The sequence below is a fragment of the Nonomuraea sp. NPDC048892 genome (genome assembly GCF_040649735.1).
GTDB lineage: Bacteria > Actinomycetota > Actinomycetes > Streptosporangiales > Streptosporangiaceae > Nonomuraea > Nonomuraea maheshkhaliensis.
Genome location: NZ_JBEZFZ010000012.1, coordinates 235,597 through 257,704, shown reverse-complemented (window position 1 = coordinate 257,704; position 22,108 = coordinate 235,597). Strand labels below are relative to the sequence as shown.

The window sequence follows — 22,108 nt, the reverse complement described above, 5'->3', positions numbered from 1 at the left end:
CCGCGCGGGGCGGGCAGAGTAGGGGGCCTGAACCAACTGTGACGGAGGGCCCCCTGTGAATGACCCTGTGAACGCCTTGCCGCTGCTGCCGACGTCCCTGGTCGGAAGCTACGCCCAGCCCGAATGGCTGATCGACCGCGCCCGGCTGGCCGGCCGGTTCCCGCCGCGCGTGCGGGCCGCGGAGCTGTGGCGGATCCCGCCCGACCGGCTCGCCCAGGCCCAGGACGACGCCACCGAGCTGGCGATCAGGGCCCAGGAGCGGGCCGGTCTGGACATCGTCACCGACGGCGAGATCCGGCGCGAGAGCTACTCCAACCACTTCGCCACCGCCCTTGAGGGGCTCGACCTCGACAACCCGGGCACGGCGCTCGACCGCAGCGGGCATCCCAACCCCGTGCCGCGCATCGCCGGGCCGATCCGCAGGCCCCGCCCGGTCGAGGTCGACGACCTGCAGTTCCTGCGCGCCCACACCGACCACGTGGTGAAGATGACGGTGCCGGGGCCGTTCACGATGAGCCAGCAGGCGCAGAACGACCACTACCCCGACGCCGAGGCGGCCGCGATGGACTACGCGGCGGCGGTCAACGCCGAGATCCGCGACCTGTTCGCGGCCGGGGCCGACGTCGTGCAGATCGACGAGCCGTACATGCAGGCCAGGCCGGAGGCGGCGCGGGCCTACGGCCTGGCGGCGCTGAACGCGGCGCTCGACGGGATCACCGGCATGACGGCGGTGCACATCTGCTTCGGCTACGCGGCGATCATCCACGAGCGGCCCGAGGCGTACTCGTTCCTGCCGGAACTGGCCGGCTGCCCGGTGAAGCAGGTGTCGATCGAGACCGCGCAGTCGGGGCTGGACCTCGGCGTGCTGTCCGACCTGAAGGACAAGACGGTCATCCTCGGCGTGATCGACCTGTCCACGCCCGACGTGGAGCCGGTGGAGGTGGTGGCGGGACGCGTGCGCAAGGCGTTCTCGTGGACGGCTCCCGAGCGGATCGTCATCGCCACCGACTGCGGGATGAAGTATCTGCCGAGGGAGTCGGCCGAGGGCAAGATGCGCGCCATGGCGGGCGCGGCGCGGCTGCTGCGTGACGAACTGGGCGTGTCCTGAAATTTCCGGATACTTCGCGCGCGGATCGGGGCGGTCCCTTTAAGATCATGGCGCCAGCAGGATCATGGCGCCCACGCCCCGAACCGTCGCAAGGAGCTCCCCGTGCCCGAGAGCGAGCAGCAAGGCGCGCCCCGCGGGATCGACACCAGCAAGCCGAGCGTCGCCCGTGTCTACGACTACATCCTCGGAGGCAAGGACAACTACGCCAGCGACCGCCGCGTGGCGGCCGCGATGCTGGAGATCGCGCCGGACGCGCCGCAGGCGGCCGCGTCCAACCGCGGCTTCCTGCGCCGCACGGTCCGTCATCTGGCCGGTGAGGTGGGCATCCGCCAGTTCCTCGACATCGGCTCAGGGCTGCCCACGCAGGGCAACGTGCACGAGGTCGCGCAGTCCGTCGCGCCCGTGGCCCACGTCGTGTACGTCGACAACGACCCCATCGTGCTCGCCCACGGCCGGGCCCTGCTCGCCGTGGACGAGTCCACCACGATCATCGAGGCCGACGCCCGCGAGCCGGAGCGCATCCTGGACGACCCGCGCACCCGCGCGCTGATCGACTTCAGCGAGCCGGTCGGGCTGCTGCTGTTCGGCATCCTGCACCACATGTCGGACGCGGAGGACCCGGCCGGCATCGCGGCCCGCCTCATCGGCCCGCTCGCTCCCGGCAGCCACGTGGTGATCTCGCACTTCCAGAACCCGGGCCAGGCCCACCCCGAGGTGGCCGAGCAGGCCGTCAGCGCGGAGCGGGTGTTCAACGAGCACCTGGGCACGGGCCGGTGGCGCACCCGCGAGCAGATCCTCGCCTTCTTCGACGGGCTCGAACTGCTGGAGCCCGGCCTGGTGCCGCTGCCGGAGTGGCGTCCCGAGCCGGGCGAGGAACTGCCCGAACTCGGGATCACCTATCACACCTTCGCCGGAGGCGTGGCCCGCAAGCCGTAGCCCCCGGGTCAGCCCCGGGAGGTCAGCCGGGCAGCTTGTTCGCGGCGACCACGTCGCGGTACCAGTGCGCGCTGTCCTTCCAGGTGCGCTCCATCGTGTCGCGGTTCACCCGGACGATGCCGAACCGCTTGGCGTACCCGTGGGCCCACTCGAAGTTGTCCATCAGCGACCACACGAAGTACCCCCGCACGTCCGCCCCGCCCGCGATGGCCTCGTTCACGGCGCTCAAGTGCCGGTGCAGGTAGTCGACGCGGTCGGCGTCGTGCACGAGCCCGTCGGCGGAGACCGGGTCGGGGAAGGCGGCGCCGTTCTCGGTGATCATCGTGGGCATGCCGGGGTAGTCGCGGTGCAGGCGCAGCAGCAGCTCGGTCAGCCCGGTCTCGTCGATGTTCCACCCCATCTCCGTGTACGGCCCCGGCTGCTGGACGAACTCGACGTCCTCGCACGCGATCCACGGCGAGGCGGCCCCGTCCTGGTGCCCGTCGGCGGTCTCCCTGGCACTGGCGCCGTCCCAGGCGCGGACCAGCGTCGGGTTGTAGTAGTTGACGCCGAGCACGTCCAGCGGCTGGCAGGCGGTGGCCTCGTCGCCGTCGCGCACGAACGACCAGTCGGTCACCGCGGCGGTGTCGGCGATCAGGTCGCGTGGGTAGGCGCCCTCCAGCATCGGGCCGAGGAAGGCCCGGTTGGCCACCGCATCCGCCCGGCGGACCGCGTCGGCGTCCCGGTCGGAGACGCCGCGCACGTGGTGCAGGTTGAGCGTGACGGACATCTGCGCGTCCTTGGCGGTGGTCGAGCGCAGCGCCTGGACGGCCAGGCCGTGGCCCAGGTTGAGGTGGTGCACGGCGGCCAGCGCGGCGGCGGGCTCGGTCCTGGCCGGGGCGTGCACGCCGGAGGCGTAACCCAGGTAGGCCGAGCACCACGGCTCGTTCAGGGTGATCCACGTCCGTACGCGGTCGCCCAGCGCCTCGCCCATGAGCCGGGCGTACTCGGCGAAGCGCGCCGCGGTGTCGCGCTCGGGCCAGCCGCCCGCGTCCTCAAGCTCCTGCGGCAGGTCCCAGTGGTAGAGCGTGGCCACGGGGGCGATGTCCCTGGCCAGCAGGCCGTCCACGAGCCGCTGGTAGAAGTCGAGGCCGGGCCGGTTCACCGCGCCCCGGCCGCCCGGCTGCACGCGCGGCCAGGAGATGGAGAAGCGGTAGGCGCCGACGCCGAGGGCGCCGAGCAGGTCGAGGTCCTCCTCCAGTCGGTGGTAGTGGTCGCAGGCCACGTCACCGGTGTCGCCACGCGCCACCAGGCCCGGCGTGTGGGAGAAGGTGTCCCAGATGGACGGCCCGCGGCCGTCCTCGTTCCAGGCCCCCTCGACCTGGTAGGCGGCGGTGGCGGTGCCCCACAGGAAGTTCTCGGGGAAGGCGGTCATGTCACTCCTTGGCGCTGAGGCTGATCTCGATGTGGTCGGTCCCGGGCGCCGCGGCGGCGTGTGTCCCGGCGTGGCGCAGGTTCCAGGGGGCGGGGGCGCCCTCGATACGGCGGGCGCGCAGGCGCGAGCCCTCTCGGGACACCTCGAACACGGCGGCCGGCCGGCCGCCCGAATCGGGGACCGTGACGGTGGTGACCTCGCCGTCGGCCGGCTCGTGAACGTTCAGGGTGACACCGTCGGCGTAGTCGTAGTCGGGCCGGTCGTCGCGGGCGCCGGTCGCGATCACCGCGCCCGGCCTGACCAGCAGCGGCAGGCTGTCGAACCCGTGCCGCTCGGTACGCCACCCAGGTCCGGTGACCCTCTCCCCGTCGAGCAGCCGCGTCCACGTGCCGGCGGGCACGTAGTAGGTGACCTCGCCGTCCGCCGACAACACCGGCGCGACCAGGAGGTCCGGGCCGAGCAGGTACTGGGCGTCCAGGTGGGCGCAGGCCGGGTCGCCGGGGAAGGCCAGCGGCATCGCCCGCATCATCGGCAGGCCCTCCCGCGCGGCCTGTACGGCGGCGCCGTACAGGTAGGGCATCAGCCGCGCCTTGAGCCGGGTGAAGGCGCGCAGCACGTCCACCGACTCCTCGTCGAACAGCCACGGCACCCGGTAGGAGCCGCTCCCGTGCAGCCGGCTGTGCGAGGACAGCAGCCCGAACGCGACCCACCGCTTGAACACGGCCGGGTCGGGACGGCCCTCGAAGCCGCCGATGTCGTGGCTCCAGAAGCCGAATCCGCCCAGGCCCAGCGACAGCCCGCCGCGCAGCGACTCGGCCATCGCCTCGAACGTGGACTCGCAGTCGCCGCCCCAGTGCACCGGCAGCCGCTGCCCGCCGACCGTGGCCGAGCGCGCGAACAGCACCGCCTCGCCCGGGCCGCGCCGCTCGGCCAGCACGTCGTGGACGGTCTGGTTGTAGATCAGGCTGTAGTAGTTGTGCATCCGCCCCGGGTCGGAGCCGTCGGCGTAGGCGACGTCGGTCGGGACGCGCTCGCCGAAGTCGGTCTTGAACGCGTCCACCCCCATGTCGAGCAGCCCTCGCAGCTTGCCCGCGTACCACTCGCGGGCGGCCGGCGAGGTGAAGTCCACCAGCGCCCGGCCCGCCTGCCAGTGATCATCCTGCCAGACCGTCCCGTCCGGCCTGCGCAGCAGGTGCCCCGCCGCTGCCCCCTCGTCGAACAGCGCCGACGCCTGCGCGATGTACGGGTTGATCCACACGCACACGCGCAGCCCGCGCTCCTTGAGCCGGCGCAGCATGCCCTCGGGATCGGGGAAGACCTCGGGGTCCCACTCGAAGTCGCACCACCGGAACCGCCGCATCCAGAAGCAGTCGAAGTGGAAGACGCTGAGCGGCAGGTCCCGCTCGGCCATCCCGTCCACGAACGACGTCACCGTGGCCTCGTCGTAGTCGGTGGTGAACGAGGTGGACAGCCACAGCCCGAACGACCAGGCGGGCGGCAGCGCGGGGCGGCCGGTCAGCGCGGTGTAGCGGCGCAGCACGTCGGCCGGCGTCGGCCCGTGGATCACGAGGTACTCCAGGTCGTGGCCCTCGACGCTGAACTGCACCCGTGACACGCTCTCCGACCCGACCTCGAACGACACCCGGCCGGGATGGTTGACGAACACCCCGTAGCCCCGGTTCGTCAGGTAGAAGGGGACGTTCTTGTAGGCGATCTCGCTGCTGGTGCCGCCGTCCTCGTTCCAGATGTCGACGGACTGGCCGTTGCGCACGAGGGGGCCGAAGCGTTCGCCGAGGCCGTACACGAGCTCGCCGGCGCTGAGGCGCAGCTGCTCGACCAGGAAGTGGCGGGAGTCCTGGTCGTTCATGATGCCGAGGCTCTTGCCCGCGCTGCGGGTCAGCTCGCGCCCGCCGGCGCTGAAGGACAGGTCCCAGGGCGCGTCCCGGCCCGCGCGGACGGTGAGGGCGCCGCTGGTCAGGCTCACCTGTCCGGCGTCCACGGAGACCTCCACCCCGGGGTGGTCGTCCCGCACCTCGAAGACGGGGGCGGCGGGCACCGATCCGGCCAGGTGCACCACGCGGACGCGGATGACGTCCGGCATCGGCGAGGACAGATCCACCCGCAGGACCGGCCCGTCGATGGTGTTGCCACGGCGGACGATCTCCCTGGTCGGGGCGAGGATCCGGACCGACCCCCGCTCGGCCGTCACGTCGTGCGCGGACGTGGCGTAGTCCGCCCGCACCCCTGGACGCATCCGCCAGTAGCCGTCTTTGAACTTCATCTCGATCCGTTCTCGTGTCAGGGCAGGCGGCGCAGCGCGGCGACCGCGCGGGGGGCCAGGGTGACGGCGTCCTGCGCGGGCGCCGCGGTCAGCAGATCCTCGGCCGCCTCCTGGAGCGGCACCCGTACGGTGGTGGCGCCGTGGTTCAGCAGGAACAGGACCTCGCCGCGGCGCACGGCCTCGACGCCGGGCGGCAGCTCGGGCACCGCCCCCTCCACGCCCGCGTCGGCCAGCACCCGCGCGGCCAGGGCGCCGAGCGCGGCGGGCTCGGGCATGGTGCCCACGTACCAGGCGACGCCTTCGCCGGGGCCTTCGCCAGGGCCGGGGCCGGCGCGGTGGCGGGTGACGGCGGGGCGGCCCGCGAGGTCGCCCTCGGTGAACTCGGCCACCACCTCGGCGCCCTCGGCGCGCAGCAGCTCGGTCCACGTGCTCGCGGTGAACTCGGCGCCGCCGCTCCACCGGCAGCGCACCGGCCGGTCGTCCGGCGCGGGCAGCCACTCCTCGCCACTGGCGCCCAGCACCTCGCGCAGCGGCGCGGGGAAGGGCCCGGTGCGCACGTGCCCGCGCGGGTCCACCACCCCCGAGAACGGCCCGACCACCAGCACGCCGCCGCCGCGCACGTACGCCGACAGCGCCTCCGCGTCCCCGTCCGCGACGAGGAACAGGTTCGGCACCACGACCAGCGCGTACGAGGACAGATCAGCCGACGGCGGCACCACGTCCACGCTCACCCCGCGCTCGAAGAACGGCACGTAGTAGGCGAGCAGCTGGTCCACGGCGTTGAGCCGGTCGCTGGGCCGCCCGCGCTCCTCCAGCGCCCACCAGTTCTCCCAGCCGAACACCATCGCCACCCGCGCCGGCACCGGCTCGCCCGCCAGCGCGGCCAGCCCGCGCAGCTCCTGCCCGTGCGCGCGCACCTCGGCGTGCAGCCGCGTGTCCGCGCCCGCGTGCGGCACCATCGCGGCGTGGAAGCGCTCCGCGCCGAAGCGCGAGGCTCGCCACTGGAAGTAGCACAGCCCGTCCGCGCCGCGCGCGACCGCCTGCAGCGACTCCAGCCGGAGCTGGCCGGGCGGCTTGGGCAGGTTGTGCGGGCGCCAGTTGACGGCGCTGGTCGACTGCTCCATCAGCAGCCAGGGCCGGCCGCCCGCCAGGCCGCGCATGAGGTCGTGGGTGAGCGCCGTCCTGGCAGGGGAGAGGGGGTCGCCCGGCTCCGGGTACCAGTCGTTGGCGACGACGTCCTCCTCCGCCGCGAACGACCAGTAGTCCGCCCGCTTGAAGAAGCCCATGAAGTTCGTGGTGACCGGGACGTCGGGCGTGCGGGCCCGCAGCACGTCGCGCTCGGCGCGGAAGTGGCCGAGCAGCGCGTCCGAGCTGAAGCGCCACCAGTCGAGCCGCTGCGAGGGGTTGACGATGTACGGGGCGCGGCGTGGCGGCAGGACCTCCGCCCAGTCGCCGTATCCCTGGCTCCAGAACGTGGTGCCCCAGGCCTCGTTGAGCGTGCCGAGATCGCCGTAGCGCGCCCGCAGCCAACCGCGGAACGCCTCGGCCGACACGTCGCAGTGGCAGACCTCGCCCAGCTCGTTACCCACGTGCCACAGCGCCAGCGCCGGATGGCCGGCGTACCGGTCGGCCAGGGCGCCGGCGATGGCCAGGGCCCGCTCGCGGTAGACGGGGGAGGAGGGGCAGAACTGGTTGCGCGAGCCGTACCAGAGGCGGTGCCCGCCCTCGTCCACCGGCAGCGTCTCCGGCCACCGGTGCCCCAGCCAGGGCGGTGGGGAGGCGGTCGGGGTGGCCAGGTCGACGGCGATGCCGTTCGCGGCCATGAGGTCGAGCACCCGGTCGAGCCAGCCGAAGTCGTGCTTGCCCGGCTCGGGCTCCAGCCGGGCCCAGCTGAACACCCCGACCGTGACCAGGTTGACCCCGGCCGCCCGCATCAGCTCCGCGTCCTCGGCCCAGACCTCCTCCGGCCACTGCTCCGGGTTGTAGTCACCGCCGAACAGCAGCCCGCGCCCCTCGGTGAGCGTGTGCATGCCCAGCCGCTCCGTCATGAACCCATTCCCCTTGTCGCCTTCCGCGCCGTACTGGCCCGCGATGGCCCCTCTCGTGGCGGTCCCGAGCTGTCCCCGGGGACCAGCCGGCAGGGCACGAGCCGCCCCTGCGGCGGCGTGTCGCCCCGCAGCCGGTCGATGAGCATCCGCGCCCCCAGCCGGCCCAGCTCGGCGCTGGGCGGCTCCATCGTCGTCAGCCGGGGGTGGAACATCTCGGCGACCCTGGCCGAGGAGAGCACCAGCATCAGCGTCAGGTCCCGGGGGATGCGCCAGCCGCGCCGCGCCACCGCCGCGATCACGCCGACCGCGGCGTGGTCGTCCATCACGGCCAGCGCCGTCACGTCAGGATGCGCCTCGATCAGGCGCTCGAACGCCTGCCCTCCCTCCTCGGCCGAGCCGGGGCGGAAGTCGTCCACATACGCCAGACCGGCCGCGCGGGCGGCGGCGGCGAACTCCTCGCCCGCCCTGATCGCGGGGCCGTACTGGGCCGCGTACGTACCGGGCGAGAGGTTGAAGAAGGCCAGCTTGCGATGCCCGAGCCCGGCGAGGTGCGCCACCGCGTCCCTGGCGGTGGCGGCGAAGTCGATGTCGGCGTGGTCGATCGGGCCCGGCTCGCGGGTGCGGCCGATCATGCTGAACGGCACCCCGGCCTCCAGCAGGAATTCCACCCGCTCGTCGTCGAGGCTGACCTCCATCAGCAGCACGCCGTCCACCAGCCCGAGCCCGGTGAGGTGGCGCAGTTCCTCGATCGGGTCGCCGGTCTCGGGCGACAGCAGCAGGTGGTAGCCCAGCTCACTGGCCGCCTCGGCCGCCGCCGTGGCGAAACGCATCTCGGTCAGCCCGAAACCGCTGTGCGGGGCGGGGAACAGCAGCGCCAGGATGCGGGTGCGCTTGCTCTGCAGGCCGCGGGCCAGCAGGTTGGGGCGGTACCCGAGCTCCTCGGCCGCCTGTCGCACGCGCTGCCTCGTCGCCGCCGCCACCGGACGGGTGCCGTTGAGCGCGGCCGACGCGGTGCTGACCGCGACCTGGGCGCGCGAGGCCACGTCACGTATCGAGGGCAAGGAGACTCCGGTGGGTGGCCGATATCGGTGTCGAAACGTTTCGCATCACGCTAAAGTCCGCTTTGTACGGATGTCAATGGCGTAAATATGGCTGACCGGAAATAGGGGACATGCGGGTCCCGGGCGGACGCGACGCGCCAGGGTGCCGGAGGCTCGGGCGGACGATGGCGTCGGGGGCGTCGATAGCGTCGGGGGCGTCGGGGCTCGGGGGGCTCAGGGGGCTGTGGGGTCGGGGTGGATGATCCGGATCCGGGTATCGGCGTCGCGGCCGGCCAGCAGTGCGACGAGGTCCGCGGTGCCGCCGGGCCCGTCGCCCGGCTTGCCGTCCCAGACGACGATCGCCCGCGGCCGCTCGTCCAGCCCGTACGCCTCCTCGGCCATCCACGCGTTGACCCGGGCGAACACCTCGTCACCCACCGCCGCGCCGGCCGGCAGCACCTCCACCTCCGCCCGCGCCCGTACCTCCTCGAACCGCGCGTGCCAGTCGGTGCCCGGCAGGTCCACCGACCGGCGCGCGAACTCGGCCGGCGGCAGCGCCAGCCGCAGGCGCACCGCGGCGCCCCGGCTCAGGGCGAGCCCCGCGCCGATGAGGTCGGCGCCGCGGGCGCCGCCGCAGATCACGGTCGTTCCCGGCCCGGCCTCCCACTCGTCGAGGACCGCGCCCATCGCGGCCGTCACGGCCTCGACGCGGTGCTGCGGGAAGCGCGGCGGGACCCGATCGGGGCGGTCCACCAGGTGACCGCCCACGACCACGACTCGCCTCACTCCTGCCCCAGAGCGCGGAACGACTCCAGCACGCCGCGCAGGCCCGCCCTGACCCTGCGCCGTTTCTGCAACGACAAGCTGAGCTCCAGATCCCGGATGGTCGTCTTCAGTTGCTTGTCGGTTATGCCCCTTCTGCGGATCTGTGAGACCAGATCCCGCGCCAGTTCCACATCCCCCTTGTCGAACGCCGCGCCGAGCCTGGTCGGCAGGGCCCACTCGTCCCAGGGCCGGTGTACGAGGCCGGCCTGACACGCGGCCAGGACGATCGTGGCGACCTCGGCCGCCCGCTCCTCGTCGCCCCTGCCGCCGCGCAGCCGGTAGAGCCGGGGCAGGTTGGAGGCCGGGTAGTAGTCGTTCAGGTCGAGCGTCATCCCGCGTTCGTAGGCCGTGATGGCCTGGTCCAGGTAGTCGCGCGACGTCTCGCCCGCGGACTCGTGCATGAGGTCCTTGTACCTGCCGCCGAGCAGCCCCATGCGCTCGGACGAGGGGCCCACCCGCTCGATGAGCAGTTCGAGCGCGCCGACCGACTGCGCCGCCTTGCCGGTCCTGGCCAGCGCGAGCTGCCTGCGCTCGATCACCGGCGGATGCCGCTGCAGCGCGTCCGGCAGCGTGTCGATGTAGGCGAGCACGTCCTCCCATTCGAGGTTGTCCTCGATCAGCCTGAGCAGCTTCAGCACCACGGACTCGCGGATGACGGGCTGGGCGCCGAACCGGGCGACCAGCGCGCGCGTCTTATCCTGGCGCTGCCGCCGGCCCGAGGTCAGCTGGATCGCCCGGACGTCGGCCTGGAAGTCCGAGAGCATGTCGACCGCCGCGGTGAACGGCGTCAGCTGGGCGCCGTCGGAGATCTCCGGATAGCCGGGCAGCGCCTCGAACACCGGCTCGGCCCAGGTCGCCGCCACCAGGACGCAGCCGATCCGCTGCGCCGCGTGGCGCACCCCCACTTCGTGTACACGTTCGAGTTCGGCAGCGAGACGTCCGCCATCACGACGTCCGCCAGGGCCAGCCGTTGGATCATCTGGACGATGACCAGCGCCCCGAGGTCGCTGTCGGCCCTGGTCGCCCGGTAGCCGAGCTCCGTGAGCAGCGGCTCGTGCACCCGTTCCCAGAGCGCGTCGAAGTCCACCACGGCGGGGACGCCGTCGTCCGCCCGCCCGGTGGGTTTCCTGCCGAACGGCATCACCATGAATGCCACGGAGTTGCTCATCGCCTGCCCTCCCTGCGCTTGACGCGTCATTGCGTACGGATGACCGGGGTCAGCTCGCGGTCGAGGACCTCGAAGTCGGCGGCCAGTGCGGGGTAGGCGGCCCTGCGGCCGGCCGGGATCACCGGCGCGGAGGCGGCCGGGGCACGCAGCGCGGGGAACCGCGCGAGCAGCGGCGGGGGCCTCACGAATTACCTCCCGCTACGGAGGGAGACGGCGTGATTGCAGCCGCAATGTAGGAGAAATCGACGGGCCCGACAATGGCGCCACCGATACCTGACCGCATCCGGGCCGCGCACGCCACGTGCCGGCCTCCGCATCGGCGACTCCCCCCACGCCGGTGGCCGGCCCGCGCGTGCGTGCCGGCCCTTCTCCGCCGCGTGCCGGCCCCGGGGGAGGGTCCCGGGGCCGGCCTCTGGGCGGGTCAGTAGACGTACGGCCAGCCGGCCGAGTCCCAGCCGATCAGGTTCACGCCGAGCTTCGCCGTGCCGTTGTCCTGGCCGTCGTAGTAGTGGTAGACGAGCAGGTCGCCGTCCACGTCGGACATGACGCTCTGGCCGCCGGGCCCGATGTAGCGGCCGTGGGTCTCCAGCACCATCGTGCCGCCGCCGGACAACATCGGCGTGCCTGAGCGGTCGACGTACGGGCCGGTGGGGCTGGACGAGCGGCCGACCTTGATCTTGTACGTGCTGGAGGTGCCCGCGCAGCACCGGTCGTAGGAGGCGAACAGGTAGTAGTGGCTTCCGTGCCGGATGATGTCGGGCGCCTCGACGGCGTACGGCGCGTCGGGCCGGGTGGCCAGGTGGTAGAGCGTCCTGTCGGAGGAATGACGCTTGCCGGTCGAGGGTTCGAGCCGGATCATCCGGATCCCCGTCCAGTACGAGCCGAAGCTCAGCCACCACCGTCCGGAGGAGTCGACCAGGAGGTTGGGGTCGATGGCGTTGTGGTCGGCGCTCGTCGTGGTCGCGTAGACGACGCCCTGGTCGCTCCAGGAGCCGGGCTGGCCGGTCGAGCTGGTGGCCAGGCCGATGGCGGAGTGGTTGGAGCCGAAGCTGGAGACCGCGTAGTACATGAGATATCTCCCGCCCTGCTGGGAGATGTCGGGCGCCCACGGGTCGTTGCCGGAGGAGTACGTCCGCCACCACGACGGTGGCGTGCGGAAGGCCGAGCCCGCCCGGGTGAAGGCGATGCGGTCGGTGGAGGTGCGTGCCTCCAGGTAGCCGTGCGTGGAGTAGAGCACGTAGTTGGACGAGGTGCGGATCATCGTGGGGTCGTGCACGAGGACGTCGCCGGTGACCCGGCCGGGGTTGGGATAGGCGAGCCCTGCGCCCGCGAGCGAGGCGGTGAGCGCGAGCACGGTCACGGGGGCGGCGACGAGACGGGATAGGCGACGCAAGGGTCCTCCTCGTATCGGGGGGCCGCTGCACCTGCCGGACGCTGCGCCGTCGCGTCGGGGGAAATGTAGGCACGCTCTCCGCCCGCCGTCAATGCCGGCGTGGGAGGCGGCGAAAGTTGCATCGGCGGCGGATCGGGCCCGCACACGCTGAGCTGCGGCGATGTGAAGGCTTTACGGCGCGGGCTTGACAGGCCCTGTCAGCCCTCATACGTTCAGGCCGTTTCCGCATCTGATGTTAGCGCTAACATCGGCACCCGCAGGAAGCTGCGCCGCGCCACCAACACCCGGCCGGACCGCTGTCCGGCCGGTCCCCGCCATGTCGATCACCAATGGGCCGATCACCAATGGGCCGATCACCAGCAGGCCGATCACCAGCGCGTCGGTCACCAGCGGAGGGAGGTCATCTCGCGACCCGATACCAGAGATTCGTGGCGTGCGGCACGTGGCCGACGCTGAGGCGTTCCAGCCGGACCCCCGCCCCGCCAGGGCGGTCGAACAGTCGCACGCCGTCCCCGAGCAGCACCGGAGCCACGATCGTGAGGACCTCGTCCAGCACGCCCGCCTCCAGGCACTGCCGGGCGACGTCCGCGCCGAGCACGTTGACGTACTTGCCGCCGGCCGCCTCCTTGGCCGCCGTGACGGCCCGCGCCAGGTCGCCGACGAAGGTGACGCCGGGGACCGGCGCACTGGGGGCGTGGTGGGTCAGCACGAACTGGGGGCCGTCCCAGCCGCCGCCGAACGCCTTGCCCTCCTTCTCGGTGCCCCGGTTCGGGTCGTCGCCGCCGAACGTGCGCCGGCCCACCAGCAGCGCGCCGACCTCGCCGATCAGCTCGTCCACCACCGGGTTCGGCCCCAGGTACGGGGTCAGCCAGGACATGTCGCCGCCCGGCCCGGCGATGAAGCCGTCGGCCGACATGGTCACCGAGTACAGGAGTCTGCTCATGCTCCACCTTCCCTTCCTGAGTATGGACGGCGGATCACGGCGGAACTCATCGGCGCGGCGGCGCGGTGGAGCTGCGCTGGATCAGCTCGATCGGCCCGGCCAGCACCTCGGCGACCGTGTCGTCCGGCTTCAGGCTGCCCAGCAGCGTCACGCCGCGCCGGCCCAGCTCCGCCAGCGGCATCCGCACCGTGGTGAGCGCCGGATGGAGATAGCCGGCCAGCTCGAAGTCGTGCACGGCCACGATGGAGACGTCCCGGGGGATCTCCAGCCCGGCCGTGCGCACGGCCTGCATCGCCCCGATCGCCGAGGCCACGTTCGCGACGAACACCGCAGTCGGCGGCTCGGGCGCGGCCAGCAGCAGGGCCATGGCCGCCGCGCCGCCCGCGGGCGTGTAGTCGGCCGCCACGATCGGGCCCTCCGGCAGGCCCGCGTCGTCCATGGCCGCCGAGTAGCCCGCCGACCTGCGCGCCGCCGTGTCGGCCCGCGACGGGCCCGCGAGGTGGGCGATGCGGCGGTGGCCGAGGAGCACGAGATGCTCCACCGCGAGCGCGGCGGCCCGCCGGTCGTCGAGGATGACGTACCGCTTGACGCTCCTGCTGCGGTTGTTCAGCATCAGCCACGGGATCGCGGACTGGTCGAGCTGGGCGATCAGCGAGGAGTCGTCGCCCGCCCCGGCCAGCAGCAGCCCGTCGATGCGGCCCTGCCCGATCCGGTCCATGTACTCGCCCAGCCCCGCGCCGGTCGCGCTGCCGGTCACGATCACGTAGCCCTGGGCCGCCGCCTCCGCCTCCGCGCCCTTGATGATCTCGGCGTAGACGGGGTTGGCGAAGTCGGGGATGAACAGCCCGAACATGTGCGCCCGCGACGTGCGCAGGCTGCGCGCGGCCACGTTGGGCCGATACCCCAGCTCCTCGATCGCCGCCAGCACCCGCTCCCGCGTCTCCGGCCGGATGTTGAGCGTCGGGTCCTTGTTGACGACACGTGAGACGACGGCCCGATCCACCCTCGCGATGGCGGCCACGTCGGCGAGCGTCACCCGCGTGCGCATCATGCCGCCGATCCTGGCCGCCGGCTCTCGCCGCTGTCCATCGAACGGTAGAGCGCGTCGAGCAGGCGCAGCGTGCCGAGGTTGTCGGCGCCCGAGGTCTCCGGCTCGCCGCCCTCCGCGACGGCCGCGAGCAGCGACCCCATCGGCCCGGCCACCGCGTCGGGCAGCCAGCGCCGGGTCACCGGGTACGGCAGCCAGCCGTCCGTGGGCAGCACCCTGCTGCTGACCGCCAGGGTGTCGGGCCGGCCGTGCGGATAGTCGTACAGCAGGCCGAGCGTGCCCTTGATCGCGCCCTCGGTGCCGTCCACGCGGAAGGACGCCTCCTGGTCGCCGGTGCGGTTCTCGTGGTTGGCGTGCACCAGCGCGCGCACGCCGCCGGGGAAGAGCAGCGTGCTGATCGTGCGCGTCTCGCCCTTGGCGACCTGGCCCGGCGTACGGCCGCCGGCACAGAAGACGACCTCGGGGTCGCCGAGGATCGAGCGGATCGCGTCGAGGTAGTGGATGGAGTGGTAGACGATCTCCAGCCGGTCGGTGGTGACCAGCCAGTCCCACGCGCTCCAGTCGGTGAAGATGTCGACGGTGAACGTCATCGCCGTCGGCTCGCCGATCCACCCGGCGCGCACCATGGCGCGGGTGGCGGCGATGCCCTCGTCGAAGCGGAGCTGCTGGTTGACCGCGATCTTGCGGCCGGTGGCCGCGGCCAGGTCCACCAGGCCCTGGCCGGTGGCGACGTCGGGCGCGAACGGCTTCTGGCAGAGCACGTGCCGGCCGGCCGCCAGCGCCGCCCGCGCGATGGCCGGCTGCGCGTGCGGGGCCACCGCGATGTCGACGACGGCGGCCCGCTCGTCGGCCAGCAGCTCCTCCAGCGACGCGTACGTCTTGGGCACCCCATGCCGGCCGGCCACCTCCGCGGCCCGCCCGGCGTCGAGGTCGAACAGCCCGATCACCTCCAGCCCGGCCTGCCGGTAGGCGGGCAGGTGGGCCACGTCCACGATGGCCCCCGCCCCGACCACGGCGACCGGCAGGCGGTGTGCCGGCGGGATCGTCAGGTCGGCGGCGGCCGCGATGGGGGCGAAGACGTCGATCACGGGGTCACCTCCGGCAGGCCGTAGCAACGTGTCGCGGTGCCGCCGAGCACCTGCGCCCGCTCGGCCTCGTCCAGCCCGGACAGCGCCACCTGCGTCTCCCGCCACACCCGCGCGTAGTCGCCGGCCAGCGTCGCCACCGGCCAGTCGGAGCCGAACATGAGCCGCTCCGGCCCGAACAGCTCCGCCGCGTGCTCCACGTACGGCCGCAGGTCCTCACCCGTCCAGTCCGGCGCGGCGGCGGTGTTGAGCCCCGAGACCTTCGCGTACACGCCGGGGCACTCCGCCGCGCGGGCCAGCAGCGACGCCCAGGGCTCCCAGCCCTTGTCCCTGATCGGCGGCTTGGCCAGATGGTCGATCACCATGCGCAGCCCCGGCACCCGCTCGGCCAGCACCGGCACGTGCTCCAGGTGCCGGGGCAGCACCGCCACCACGTCGAACGGGAGGCCCGCGGCGGCCAGCAGCCCCAGCCCCTCGATCACCGTGTCCTGGAGCAGCCAGTCGGGGTCGGGCTCGTCGTGGATGAGATGCCTGATCCCGGCGAACCTCGGATGGCGCCGGTATCGCTCCAGCGCCCCCGCCGCCTCCTCCGGCCGCGTCAGCGGCACCCAGCCCACCACCGCGCCGACGAAGTCGTGCTCATCGGCCTGGGCGAGCATGGCGTCGGTGTCGGCGTAGGAGTCCATCGACTGCACCAGGACCGTGCGGTCCACCCCCGCCGCCGCGAGCTGGGGGATGAGCTCCGCCGGCTCGAACGTACGGAAGATCGGCCCGGACTCCGGGGTCAGCCACGGGTACGAGCCCGTCTCCAGGTTCCAGAAGTGCTGGTGGGCGTCGACGACGGCCATCCAGGTGCTCCTTCCCGAGATCAATCGATTGAGCGTCACAAGGTAGCAGGAGGCTGGACGAGTTCCAGCGTGATCTCGTCCGGATCGAGGAAGTAGCAGGCGTAGCCGCCCCTGTTCACGCCCTCGGTGATCTCGGCCGGCGCATTGACGAAGCGCACCCCGGCCGCCGCCAGCCGGGCGTGCTCGGCGCGGGCGTCCTCGACCGTCAGCGCCAGGTGGGCCGCGCCGGGCAGGTGGCGGGCCGGGTCGCGGGGCTCGCCGCGCGGGCGTACGTACTCGACCAGCTCCAGATCGTGCGTGGAGACGCCGCGCGGCTGCCCCGGCACGGCGAGCTGGGCGACGCGCAGCACGGCGTCCGGATAGCCGACGAGCCGCCGGGTGTAGGCGTTGTCCTGCACCTGGCGGTGCACCAGCGTGAAGCCGAGCAGGTCGCGGTAGAACGCCACGGACCTGTCCAGGTCGGCCACCGTGAAGGAGAAATGCCACACACCCCTCACCGCCACGCCTCCCGCCCCGCCGCTCCCTGTCCTGCCGCCTGCTGCCCGGCCCCCGCCTGCGCCGGCGGCTTCCCGACGAGAGCCCGTACCTCCTGCTCGATCCGCGCCGCGTCCGGCACCAGCGACCGGGCCAGCGACGGCGCGGCCGGCAGCCGCACGTCCGGCGTGCCGATCCGGATCGGCGGCGCGAGCAGGGGCGCCCCCGAGCCCGTGACACGCGCGACGACCTCCGCGCCGAAGCCGCCGGTCACGTTCGCCTCGTGCACGACCGCGAGCCGGCCCGTGCGCCGGACGCTGCCCAGCACCGCCTCGGTGTCGAACGGGTTGAGCCACGGCGTCTCCAGCACCTCGGCCTCGATCCCGTCGCCGGCCAGCGCACCGGCCGCCGCCAGCACCTGCCCCGTCATCGCGCCCCAGGTGACGACCGTGACGTCCGAGCCCGGGCGGCGGGTACGCGCCCCGCCCATCGGCCGCACCGGACCGCCGGTCTGGACCGGCTCCTTGCCGCCGAAGTAGAGCGTGCGGTTCTCGATCACCAGCACGGGGTCGTCGCAGTGCACGGCGGTCACCAGCAGGTCGTAGGCGTCCTGCGGCGTGCTCGGCATGCACACCCGCAGCCCCGGCACGTGCAGGAACAGCGCCTCCAGGCACTGCGAGTGCTGCGCGCACGCCCCCGGCGCGTTGCCCTGCTGGGTGCGGATCGTCAGCGGGGCGCTCAACCGGCCGCCCGACACGTACCGCACGTTGGCCGCCTGGTTGACGATCTGGTCCAGCGCGACCAGCGAGAAGTCGGCCCACATGATCTCGACGATCGGGCGGCGGCCGAACATCGCCGCGCCCACCGCGCTGCCCAGGATGGCCGACTCGCTGATCGGCGTGTCGAACACCCGCTCGCCGTACCGGCCGCGCAGCCCCCGCGTCACCCCGAACACGCCGCCGGGCACGCCCACGTCCTCGCCGTAGACCAGCGTCTGCGGCAGCTCCTCCATCAGGCGGTGCAGCGCCGCGTTCACGGCCTCGCCGTAGCTCAGCTCAGGCATACAGGTGCTCCCTTGCGGTGGCGGGGTTGGCGAGCGGCGCGGCCAGCGCGGCCGTGGCGGCGGCGTCCGTCTCGGCCCGCGCCCTGCGCTCGACCGCGTCGATCCCGGCGGCGGGCACGCCGTCGGCCAGCAGGCCCTCCCGCAGCCGGGCGATCGGCTCCCTGCGCCTGATCCGGTCCAGCTCGCCCGGCTCGCGGTAGGTCTCGGCGTCGCCGATGTAGTGGCCGACCAGGCGCTCGGTCATGCACTCCAGCAGCGTCGGCCCGCCGCCCTCGCGGGCGGCCTCCACCGCGTCGCGCACGTGGAAGCGCACGGCCTCGGCGTCGTTGCCGTCCACCCGGTGGCCCGGCATCCCGTACGCGGCGGCGCGGCCGGACAGGCGCGGGTCGCGCACCATGCCGGCGATCGGCGTCAGCTCCGAGTAGCGGTTGTTCTCGCAGACGAACACGACCGGCAGGCTGAACGCGGCGGCGAAGTTCATCGCCTCGTGCACCGCCCCCTGGTTCATCGCCCCGTCGCCGAACACGCTGACCGCGACCCGGTCCGAGCCGTCGTGCCGGCCGGCCAGCGCCGCCCCGCACGCGATCGGCGCGCCCGCGCCCACGATCGAGTTCTCGCCGTGGAAGCCGTACTCGGCGGCGGTGAAGTACGCCGACCCGCCCCGGCCGCCGTTCACGCCGCAGGCCCGGCCCAGCAGCTCCGCGAACAGCGGCTCCGCCGGAACGCCCCTGGCCAGCGCCCACCCGTGCCCCCGGTACGTCGCGAACAGCGCGTCCCGCGGCTCCAGCGCGTCGCACGCGCCGACCGGGATCGCCTCCTGCCCGACGCACAGATGCACCGAGCCGACGATCGCGCCCTCGGCCCGCAGGTCGCGCACCTTCTCCTCGAACGCGCGGATCCGCCACATGGCCAGCAGGTCCGCCAGCCGTCTCTCACTCACGTGTCACCCCTCCAGGCGTCGAGTGCCGCGGCGCAGATCGCCTCGGCGTCGCCGATGTAGGACTCGGGCGGGATGGGCAGCGCGCCCAGGCTCCGCAACTCCTCCGGCCCGGCCACGTCGCGCAGCGCCTCCGCCAGCGCCCGCCCGTGCGCGCGGGCCTCGTGCGCGGCCCGGTAGACCAGGTCGTGCGCCCGCTCCCGGCCCAGCGCCGGAGCCAGGCGCATCATGTACGCCTCCGCCATGATCAGGCCGCCCTCCGCGTCCAGGTTGGCCCGCATCGTCTCGGGGAAGACCCGCAGCCCGGCCGCGACGTCGGCGGCCGTGGCCAGCGCGCCCGCGGCCAGCTCGGCCAGCAGCGGCACCACGTACCACTCCACCTGCCACTCGCCGGCGGCCCGCTCGTGCCCGGCCTCCATCGCGCGGAACAGGCCGGAGCTGAGCGCGCCCGCCGTGCCCGACATGCCGATCACGGCCTCGCAGCCGATCGGGTTGGCCTTCTGCGGCATGGTCGAGGAGGCGCCCCGGTGGTGGCCGCCCGCCTCGCGCACCTCGCCCACCTCGGTCCTCGACAGGTCCACGACCTCGCGGGCGAAGCGGGCCGCGGTCGCCGCCAGCGACGCGCAGGTCACGCCGAACTCGGCGACGCCGTCCCTGGCCACGTGCCAGGGCACCTCCGTGGTGCGCAGGCCGAGCAGGCCCGCCAGGCCCTCGCGCACCTCCGAGGCCCGCTCGCCCATCGCCGCCGACGTGCCGCCGGCGCCGAACAGCGACACCACGCGCACCTGCCGGGCGGCGGCCGCCGTCCGCTCCCGCTGCCGGGCCGCCTCCGCCAGCAGCACCGCCAGTTTCGCCCCGAACGTGGTGGGCACCGCCTGCTGGGCGTGGGTGCGGGCGGCGACGACCGTGCCCGCGTGCGTGGCGATCAGCCCGGCGACCGCGTCGCCGAACGCGCCGAGCAGGCCGGCCAGGTGGTCGAGCGCCTCGCCCATCTGCAGCGCCAGGCCGGTGTCCATGATGTCCTGCGTGGTCGCGCCGTAGTGGACGCGGCCGTTCGGGCCGTCGGACAGGGCGGCCGATATCATCCGCACCAGCGGCAGGATCGGGTAGCCCACGTTCACCGCCTCCGACCACAGGCGGGGCAGGTCGATGCTGCCCGGCACGCAGGCCGCCTCGATGGCCCGCGCGTCCTCGTGGCCGATCACGCCCGCCTTCGCCTGCGCCCGCGCCAGCGCGGCCTCCGTGCGCAGCCAGGCCAGCACGGTGTGCTCGGCGGAGAAGATCTCGGCCATCCGGCCGTCGCCGAACAGCTCGGGCAGCAGCTTGAACGTCTGCCTCGTGGAGCTTCGCACGATCAGTCCATCTCCAGTCCGCCGTCGACGTTCAGCGCCTGACCCGTGACGAACGAGGCCAGGTCGCTGGCCAGGAACAGCACCGCCGCCGCGACCTCTTCGGGACGGCCCGGCCGCCCGAGCGGCGAGCGCGCGCTGACCTCCTTCAGGTAGCCGGCGCCCGCGTCGGGGCCGAAGCGGGCGTCGCGGTCGCTGATGATCTCGTCCCACATCGCGGTCAGGAACACGCCGGGGCAGACCGCGTTGACGCGTACGGGGGCCAGCGCCTCGGCGGCCGACTTCGTCAGCGACAGCAGCGCCGTCTTCGTGGCCGAGTAGTGGGCGGCGTTCGGGCGGCCGGAGCGGGCGGCGACGGAGGCGAGCGTCACGATCGAGCCGCCGCCCTGCCCGGCCATCCGCCGCCCGGCGGCCTGGGTGAGCCAGAACGTGGCGTTGAGGTTGACGTCCACGATCCGCAGCCACTCCTCGGGCTCGATGTCGAGCAGGGGAGTGGTGCGCATGATCCCGGCGCAGTTCACCAGCACGTCGATCCGGTCGAGCCCGTCCACCAGGGCCGTCACCTGGGCGCGGTCGGTGAGGTCGGCCGCCCGCGCCGTGACGCCCAGCCCCGCCGCGGCCTCGGTGAGGCGCGGGCCCTCCAGGTCGGAGAGCACGACGTCGGCTCCCGCCTCGGCCAGGGCGCGGGCACAGGCGAATCCGAGCCCGCCGGCGCCGCCCGTGACGAGCGCGGTGCGGCCCGTCAGATCGATCGTGACAGCCATCCCCGATGGTCTCCCTCTGTCGTTCAAACGATTGACTGGAATCTAACAGGCCGCTGACGAAAGGAACAAGAGGCCAGTCAATCGTTTTTATCCGGAAATATCGCCCTCGGTCGTCGCACCCTCGGCCGGGGCGCCGCCGGTCGGGTCGGCGGGGCTCGCCCCTGTGTGCGCCCCTGTGTTCGCCCCTGTGCTCGATCCCGCGGGCGCCGTCCAGCCGAGCTCGTCGTAGAAGGTGGCGCGGGCGCGGGCGAACGCCGTCCGCTCCAGCACCGCGCCCTTGTGAGGGCCTTGGGAGACCGGCTCCTCGTGCAGGCGGGCCGGCAGTTCCTCGTCCAGGCCGCCCGGCTGCTCGCGCAGGGCGTACGCGCGCATCCCGTCCAGCCGTGCCTGCCCGGCCGCCAGCAGGTCCGCGAGCGTGAACTCCGTCCCCAGCACCGCCGTGACCAGGGCGGTGAGGCGGTCGATGGTCAGCGGCCTGGTCGGCGAGGAGGCGAAGACGCAGAGGTTGAGCGCGTCGAGCCCGCTCCACAACCGCAGCAGCCGCGCGCTGCGCCGCCCCCGTTCCTCGTCCAGCTCACCGGCGGGGGCCGGGGCGGCGCCCACCTTGGCGGCCTCGGGGAAGCTGTAGTGCAGGCCGGCGACCGGATCGAAGTCGAGGTCGTGCTCCAGGGCGTCGTAGCGCGGGCCACCGGGGGCCAGCGCGTAGCCGAGGCCGATGCCGGGCTGGGGACGCGGGTCGAAGCAGGGCAGCTCGGCGCCCTTGACCGTGATCGCGTACCGTCCGGCGCGCCCGGACGTGCGCGGGCCGAGCCGCTGGGCCGCGCGTGCCGAGCCCTCCGCCAGCAGGTCGCCCAGCGTGCCCGAGCGCGTGGCCACGTCCTCGATCAGCGCCGCCACCGCCGCCGCGTCGCCGAAGGCCGGGCCGTCCGGCAGCAGGCCGTGCGCGGCGCACTCCATGGCGAACGCGATCGTCCCGCCGAGGGAGACGACGTCGAGGCCGAGGTCGTTGCAGCGGGCGTTGGCCGCGAGCACGGCGTCGAGGTCGTCGATGCCGAGGTTCCACCCCAGAGACAGGAACGCCTCCTGCCCGAGGCCGCCCGTGCGCCGCTCGGGGGCCGACGGGGGCGCGTACACCTTGAGGCAGTCGTTCGGGCAGCCCGTGCAGGCGCCGGAGAGCGACACCGCCCGTCCCGCGTAGTCGCTCGCCGACGGGACCCGCAGCCCCGGCGTCCCCGTCTCCGAGAAGTTGCGGACGGAGGCGTAGCCGGGGTCGAGCGGGCCGTCCGCCCACCCCGCGAACCCCGGCAGCCCCGCCTGGAGCGCCGCCAGCGGGTTCGTGGCCAGCGACTCCCGGTAGTAGGCGGCCAGCCCGGCCACCGCCAAA

The 22,108-nt window shown here is 73.5% G+C and carries 22 protein-coding genes; 2 read left to right on the top strand and 20 right to left on the bottom strand.

Annotation, left to right across the window (positions count from 1 at the left end; translation table 11 throughout):
• Positions 1-55: 55 nt before the first annotated feature.
• The gene (locus AB0C28_RS34035; protein WP_358080010.1) at positions 56-1,108 is read left to right on the top strand and encodes a hypothetical protein; all 1,053 of its coding nucleotides are present in this window, start codon (positions 56-58) and stop codon (positions 1,106-1,108) included.
• A gap of 102 nt (positions 1,109-1,210) precedes the next feature.
• Positions 1,211-2,044, top strand: a complete 834-nt coding sequence (locus tag AB0C28_RS34030) for an SAM-dependent methyltransferase (protein ID WP_358080009.1) — start codon at positions 1,211-1,213, stop codon at positions 2,042-2,044.
• A 22-nt stretch (positions 2,045-2,066) separates the two neighbouring features.
• On the opposite strand, the gene AB0C28_RS34025 is transcribed toward AB0C28_RS34030, so the two are convergent.
• The 20 genes from AB0C28_RS34025 to AB0C28_RS33930 all read right to left on the bottom strand — a co-directional run.
• Positions 2,067-3,458, bottom strand: coding sequence for a GH1 family beta-glucosidase (locus tag AB0C28_RS34025; RefSeq protein ID WP_358080008.1), 1,392 nt, complete (start codon positions 3,456-3,458; stop codon positions 2,067-2,069).
• 1 nt (position 3,459) lies between these two features.
• On the bottom strand, positions 3,460-5,739 hold the full coding sequence (gene yicI, locus AB0C28_RS34020) for an alpha-xylosidase (protein ID WP_357854181.1): 2,280 nt from the start codon (positions 5,737-5,739) through the stop codon (positions 3,460-3,462).
• Positions 5,740-5,756: 17 nt separating this feature from the next.
• Positions 5,757-7,787, bottom strand: coding sequence for a beta-galactosidase (locus AB0C28_RS34015; RefSeq protein WP_358080007.1), 2,031 nt, complete (start codon positions 7,785-7,787; stop codon positions 5,757-5,759).
• Positions 7,784-8,848, bottom strand: a complete 1,065-nt coding sequence (locus AB0C28_RS34010) for a LacI family DNA-binding transcriptional regulator (protein ID WP_358080006.1) — start codon at positions 8,846-8,848, stop codon at positions 7,784-7,786. The genes AB0C28_RS34015 and AB0C28_RS34010 overlap by 4 nt, the downstream gene beginning before the upstream one ends.
• Before the next feature lie 213 nt (positions 8,849-9,061).
• Positions 9,062-9,613, bottom strand: a complete 552-nt coding sequence (locus AB0C28_RS34005; RefSeq protein ID WP_357854172.1) for a hypothetical protein — start codon at positions 9,611-9,613, stop codon at positions 9,062-9,064.
• Entirely contained in the window at positions 9,610-10,515 is a 906-nt protein-coding gene (locus AB0C28_RS34000; RefSeq protein ID WP_358080005.1) for a TRAFs-binding domain-containing protein, read from the bottom strand. The genes AB0C28_RS34005 and AB0C28_RS34000 overlap by 4 nt, the downstream gene beginning before the upstream one ends.
• A complete protein-coding gene (locus tag AB0C28_RS33995; RefSeq protein ID WP_358080004.1) occupies positions 10,440-10,820 on the bottom strand; it encodes a hypothetical protein in 381 nt (126 codons plus the stop codon). The genes AB0C28_RS34000 and AB0C28_RS33995 overlap by 76 nt, the downstream gene beginning before the upstream one ends.
• 26 nt (positions 10,821-10,846) lie before the next feature.
• Positions 10,847-11,005 carry a hypothetical protein gene (locus tag AB0C28_RS33990; protein ID WP_357854166.1) on the bottom strand — a complete coding sequence of 53 codons (159 nt, stop codon included), beginning with the start codon at positions 11,003-11,005 and terminating at the stop codon, positions 10,847-10,849.
• Positions 11,006-11,241: 236 nt separating this feature from the next.
• On the bottom strand, positions 11,242-12,213 hold the full coding sequence (locus tag AB0C28_RS33985; RefSeq protein ID WP_357854164.1) for an arabinan endo-1,5-alpha-L-arabinosidase: 972 nt from the start codon (positions 12,211-12,213) through the stop codon (positions 11,242-11,244).
• 204 nt (positions 12,214-12,417) lie between these two features.
• Positions 12,418-12,600 carry a hypothetical protein gene (locus AB0C28_RS33980; protein WP_357854161.1) on the bottom strand — a complete coding sequence of 61 codons (183 nt, stop codon included), beginning with the start codon at positions 12,598-12,600 and terminating at the stop codon, positions 12,418-12,420.
• Between the two features lie 13 nt (positions 12,601-12,613).
• The gene (locus tag AB0C28_RS33975; RefSeq protein WP_358080003.1) at positions 12,614-13,156 is read right to left on the bottom strand and encodes a dihydrofolate reductase family protein; all 543 of its coding nucleotides are present in this window, start codon (positions 13,154-13,156) and stop codon (positions 12,614-12,616) included.
• A 46-nt stretch (positions 13,157-13,202) separates the two neighbouring features.
• Positions 13,203-14,207: a LacI family DNA-binding transcriptional regulator gene (locus AB0C28_RS33970; protein ID WP_357854155.1), complete on the bottom strand. Its 1,005-nt coding sequence runs from the start codon at positions 14,205-14,207 to the stop codon at positions 13,203-13,205.
• The gene (locus AB0C28_RS33965) at positions 14,204-15,292 is read right to left on the bottom strand and encodes a Gfo/Idh/MocA family oxidoreductase (RefSeq protein WP_358080002.1); all 1,089 of its coding nucleotides are present in this window, start codon (positions 15,290-15,292) and stop codon (positions 14,204-14,206) included. The genes AB0C28_RS33970 and AB0C28_RS33965 overlap by 4 nt, the downstream gene beginning before the upstream one ends.
• Complete coding sequence (locus tag AB0C28_RS33960) at positions 15,289-16,137, bottom strand: amidohydrolase family protein (protein WP_358080001.1); 849 nt, start codon at positions 16,135-16,137, stop codon at positions 15,289-15,291. Before AB0C28_RS33960 ends, AB0C28_RS33965 begins: the two co-directional genes overlap by 4 nt.
• Before the next feature lie 35 nt (positions 16,138-16,172).
• Positions 16,173-16,634 carry a VOC family protein gene (locus tag AB0C28_RS33955; RefSeq protein ID WP_357854146.1) on the bottom strand — a complete coding sequence of 154 codons (462 nt, stop codon included), beginning with the start codon at positions 16,632-16,634 and terminating at the stop codon, positions 16,173-16,175.
• On the bottom strand, positions 16,631-17,674 hold the full coding sequence (locus AB0C28_RS33950) for a transketolase C-terminal domain-containing protein (protein WP_358080000.1): 1,044 nt from the start codon (positions 17,672-17,674) through the stop codon (positions 16,631-16,633). The genes AB0C28_RS33955 and AB0C28_RS33950 overlap by 4 nt, the downstream gene beginning before the upstream one ends.
• The gene (locus AB0C28_RS33945) at positions 17,667-18,614 is read right to left on the bottom strand and encodes a thiamine pyrophosphate-dependent dehydrogenase E1 component subunit alpha (RefSeq protein ID WP_358079999.1); all 948 of its coding nucleotides are present in this window, start codon (positions 18,612-18,614) and stop codon (positions 17,667-17,669) included. Before AB0C28_RS33945 ends, AB0C28_RS33950 begins: the two co-directional genes overlap by 8 nt.
• Entirely contained in the window at positions 18,611-19,963 is a 1,353-nt protein-coding gene (locus AB0C28_RS33940; protein ID WP_358079998.1) for an adenylosuccinate lyase family protein, read from the bottom strand. The genes AB0C28_RS33945 and AB0C28_RS33940 overlap by 4 nt, the downstream gene beginning before the upstream one ends.
• Before the next feature lie 2 nt (positions 19,964-19,965).
• Positions 19,966-20,724: an SDR family NAD(P)-dependent oxidoreductase gene (locus AB0C28_RS33935; protein ID WP_358079997.1), complete on the bottom strand. Its 759-nt coding sequence runs from the start codon at positions 20,722-20,724 to the stop codon at positions 19,966-19,968.
• A gap of 87 nt (positions 20,725-20,811) precedes the next feature.
• On the bottom strand, positions 20,812-22,108 hold a 1,297-nt coding region (locus tag AB0C28_RS33930; protein WP_358079996.1), incomplete at its 5' end, for an aldehyde ferredoxin oxidoreductase C-terminal domain-containing protein.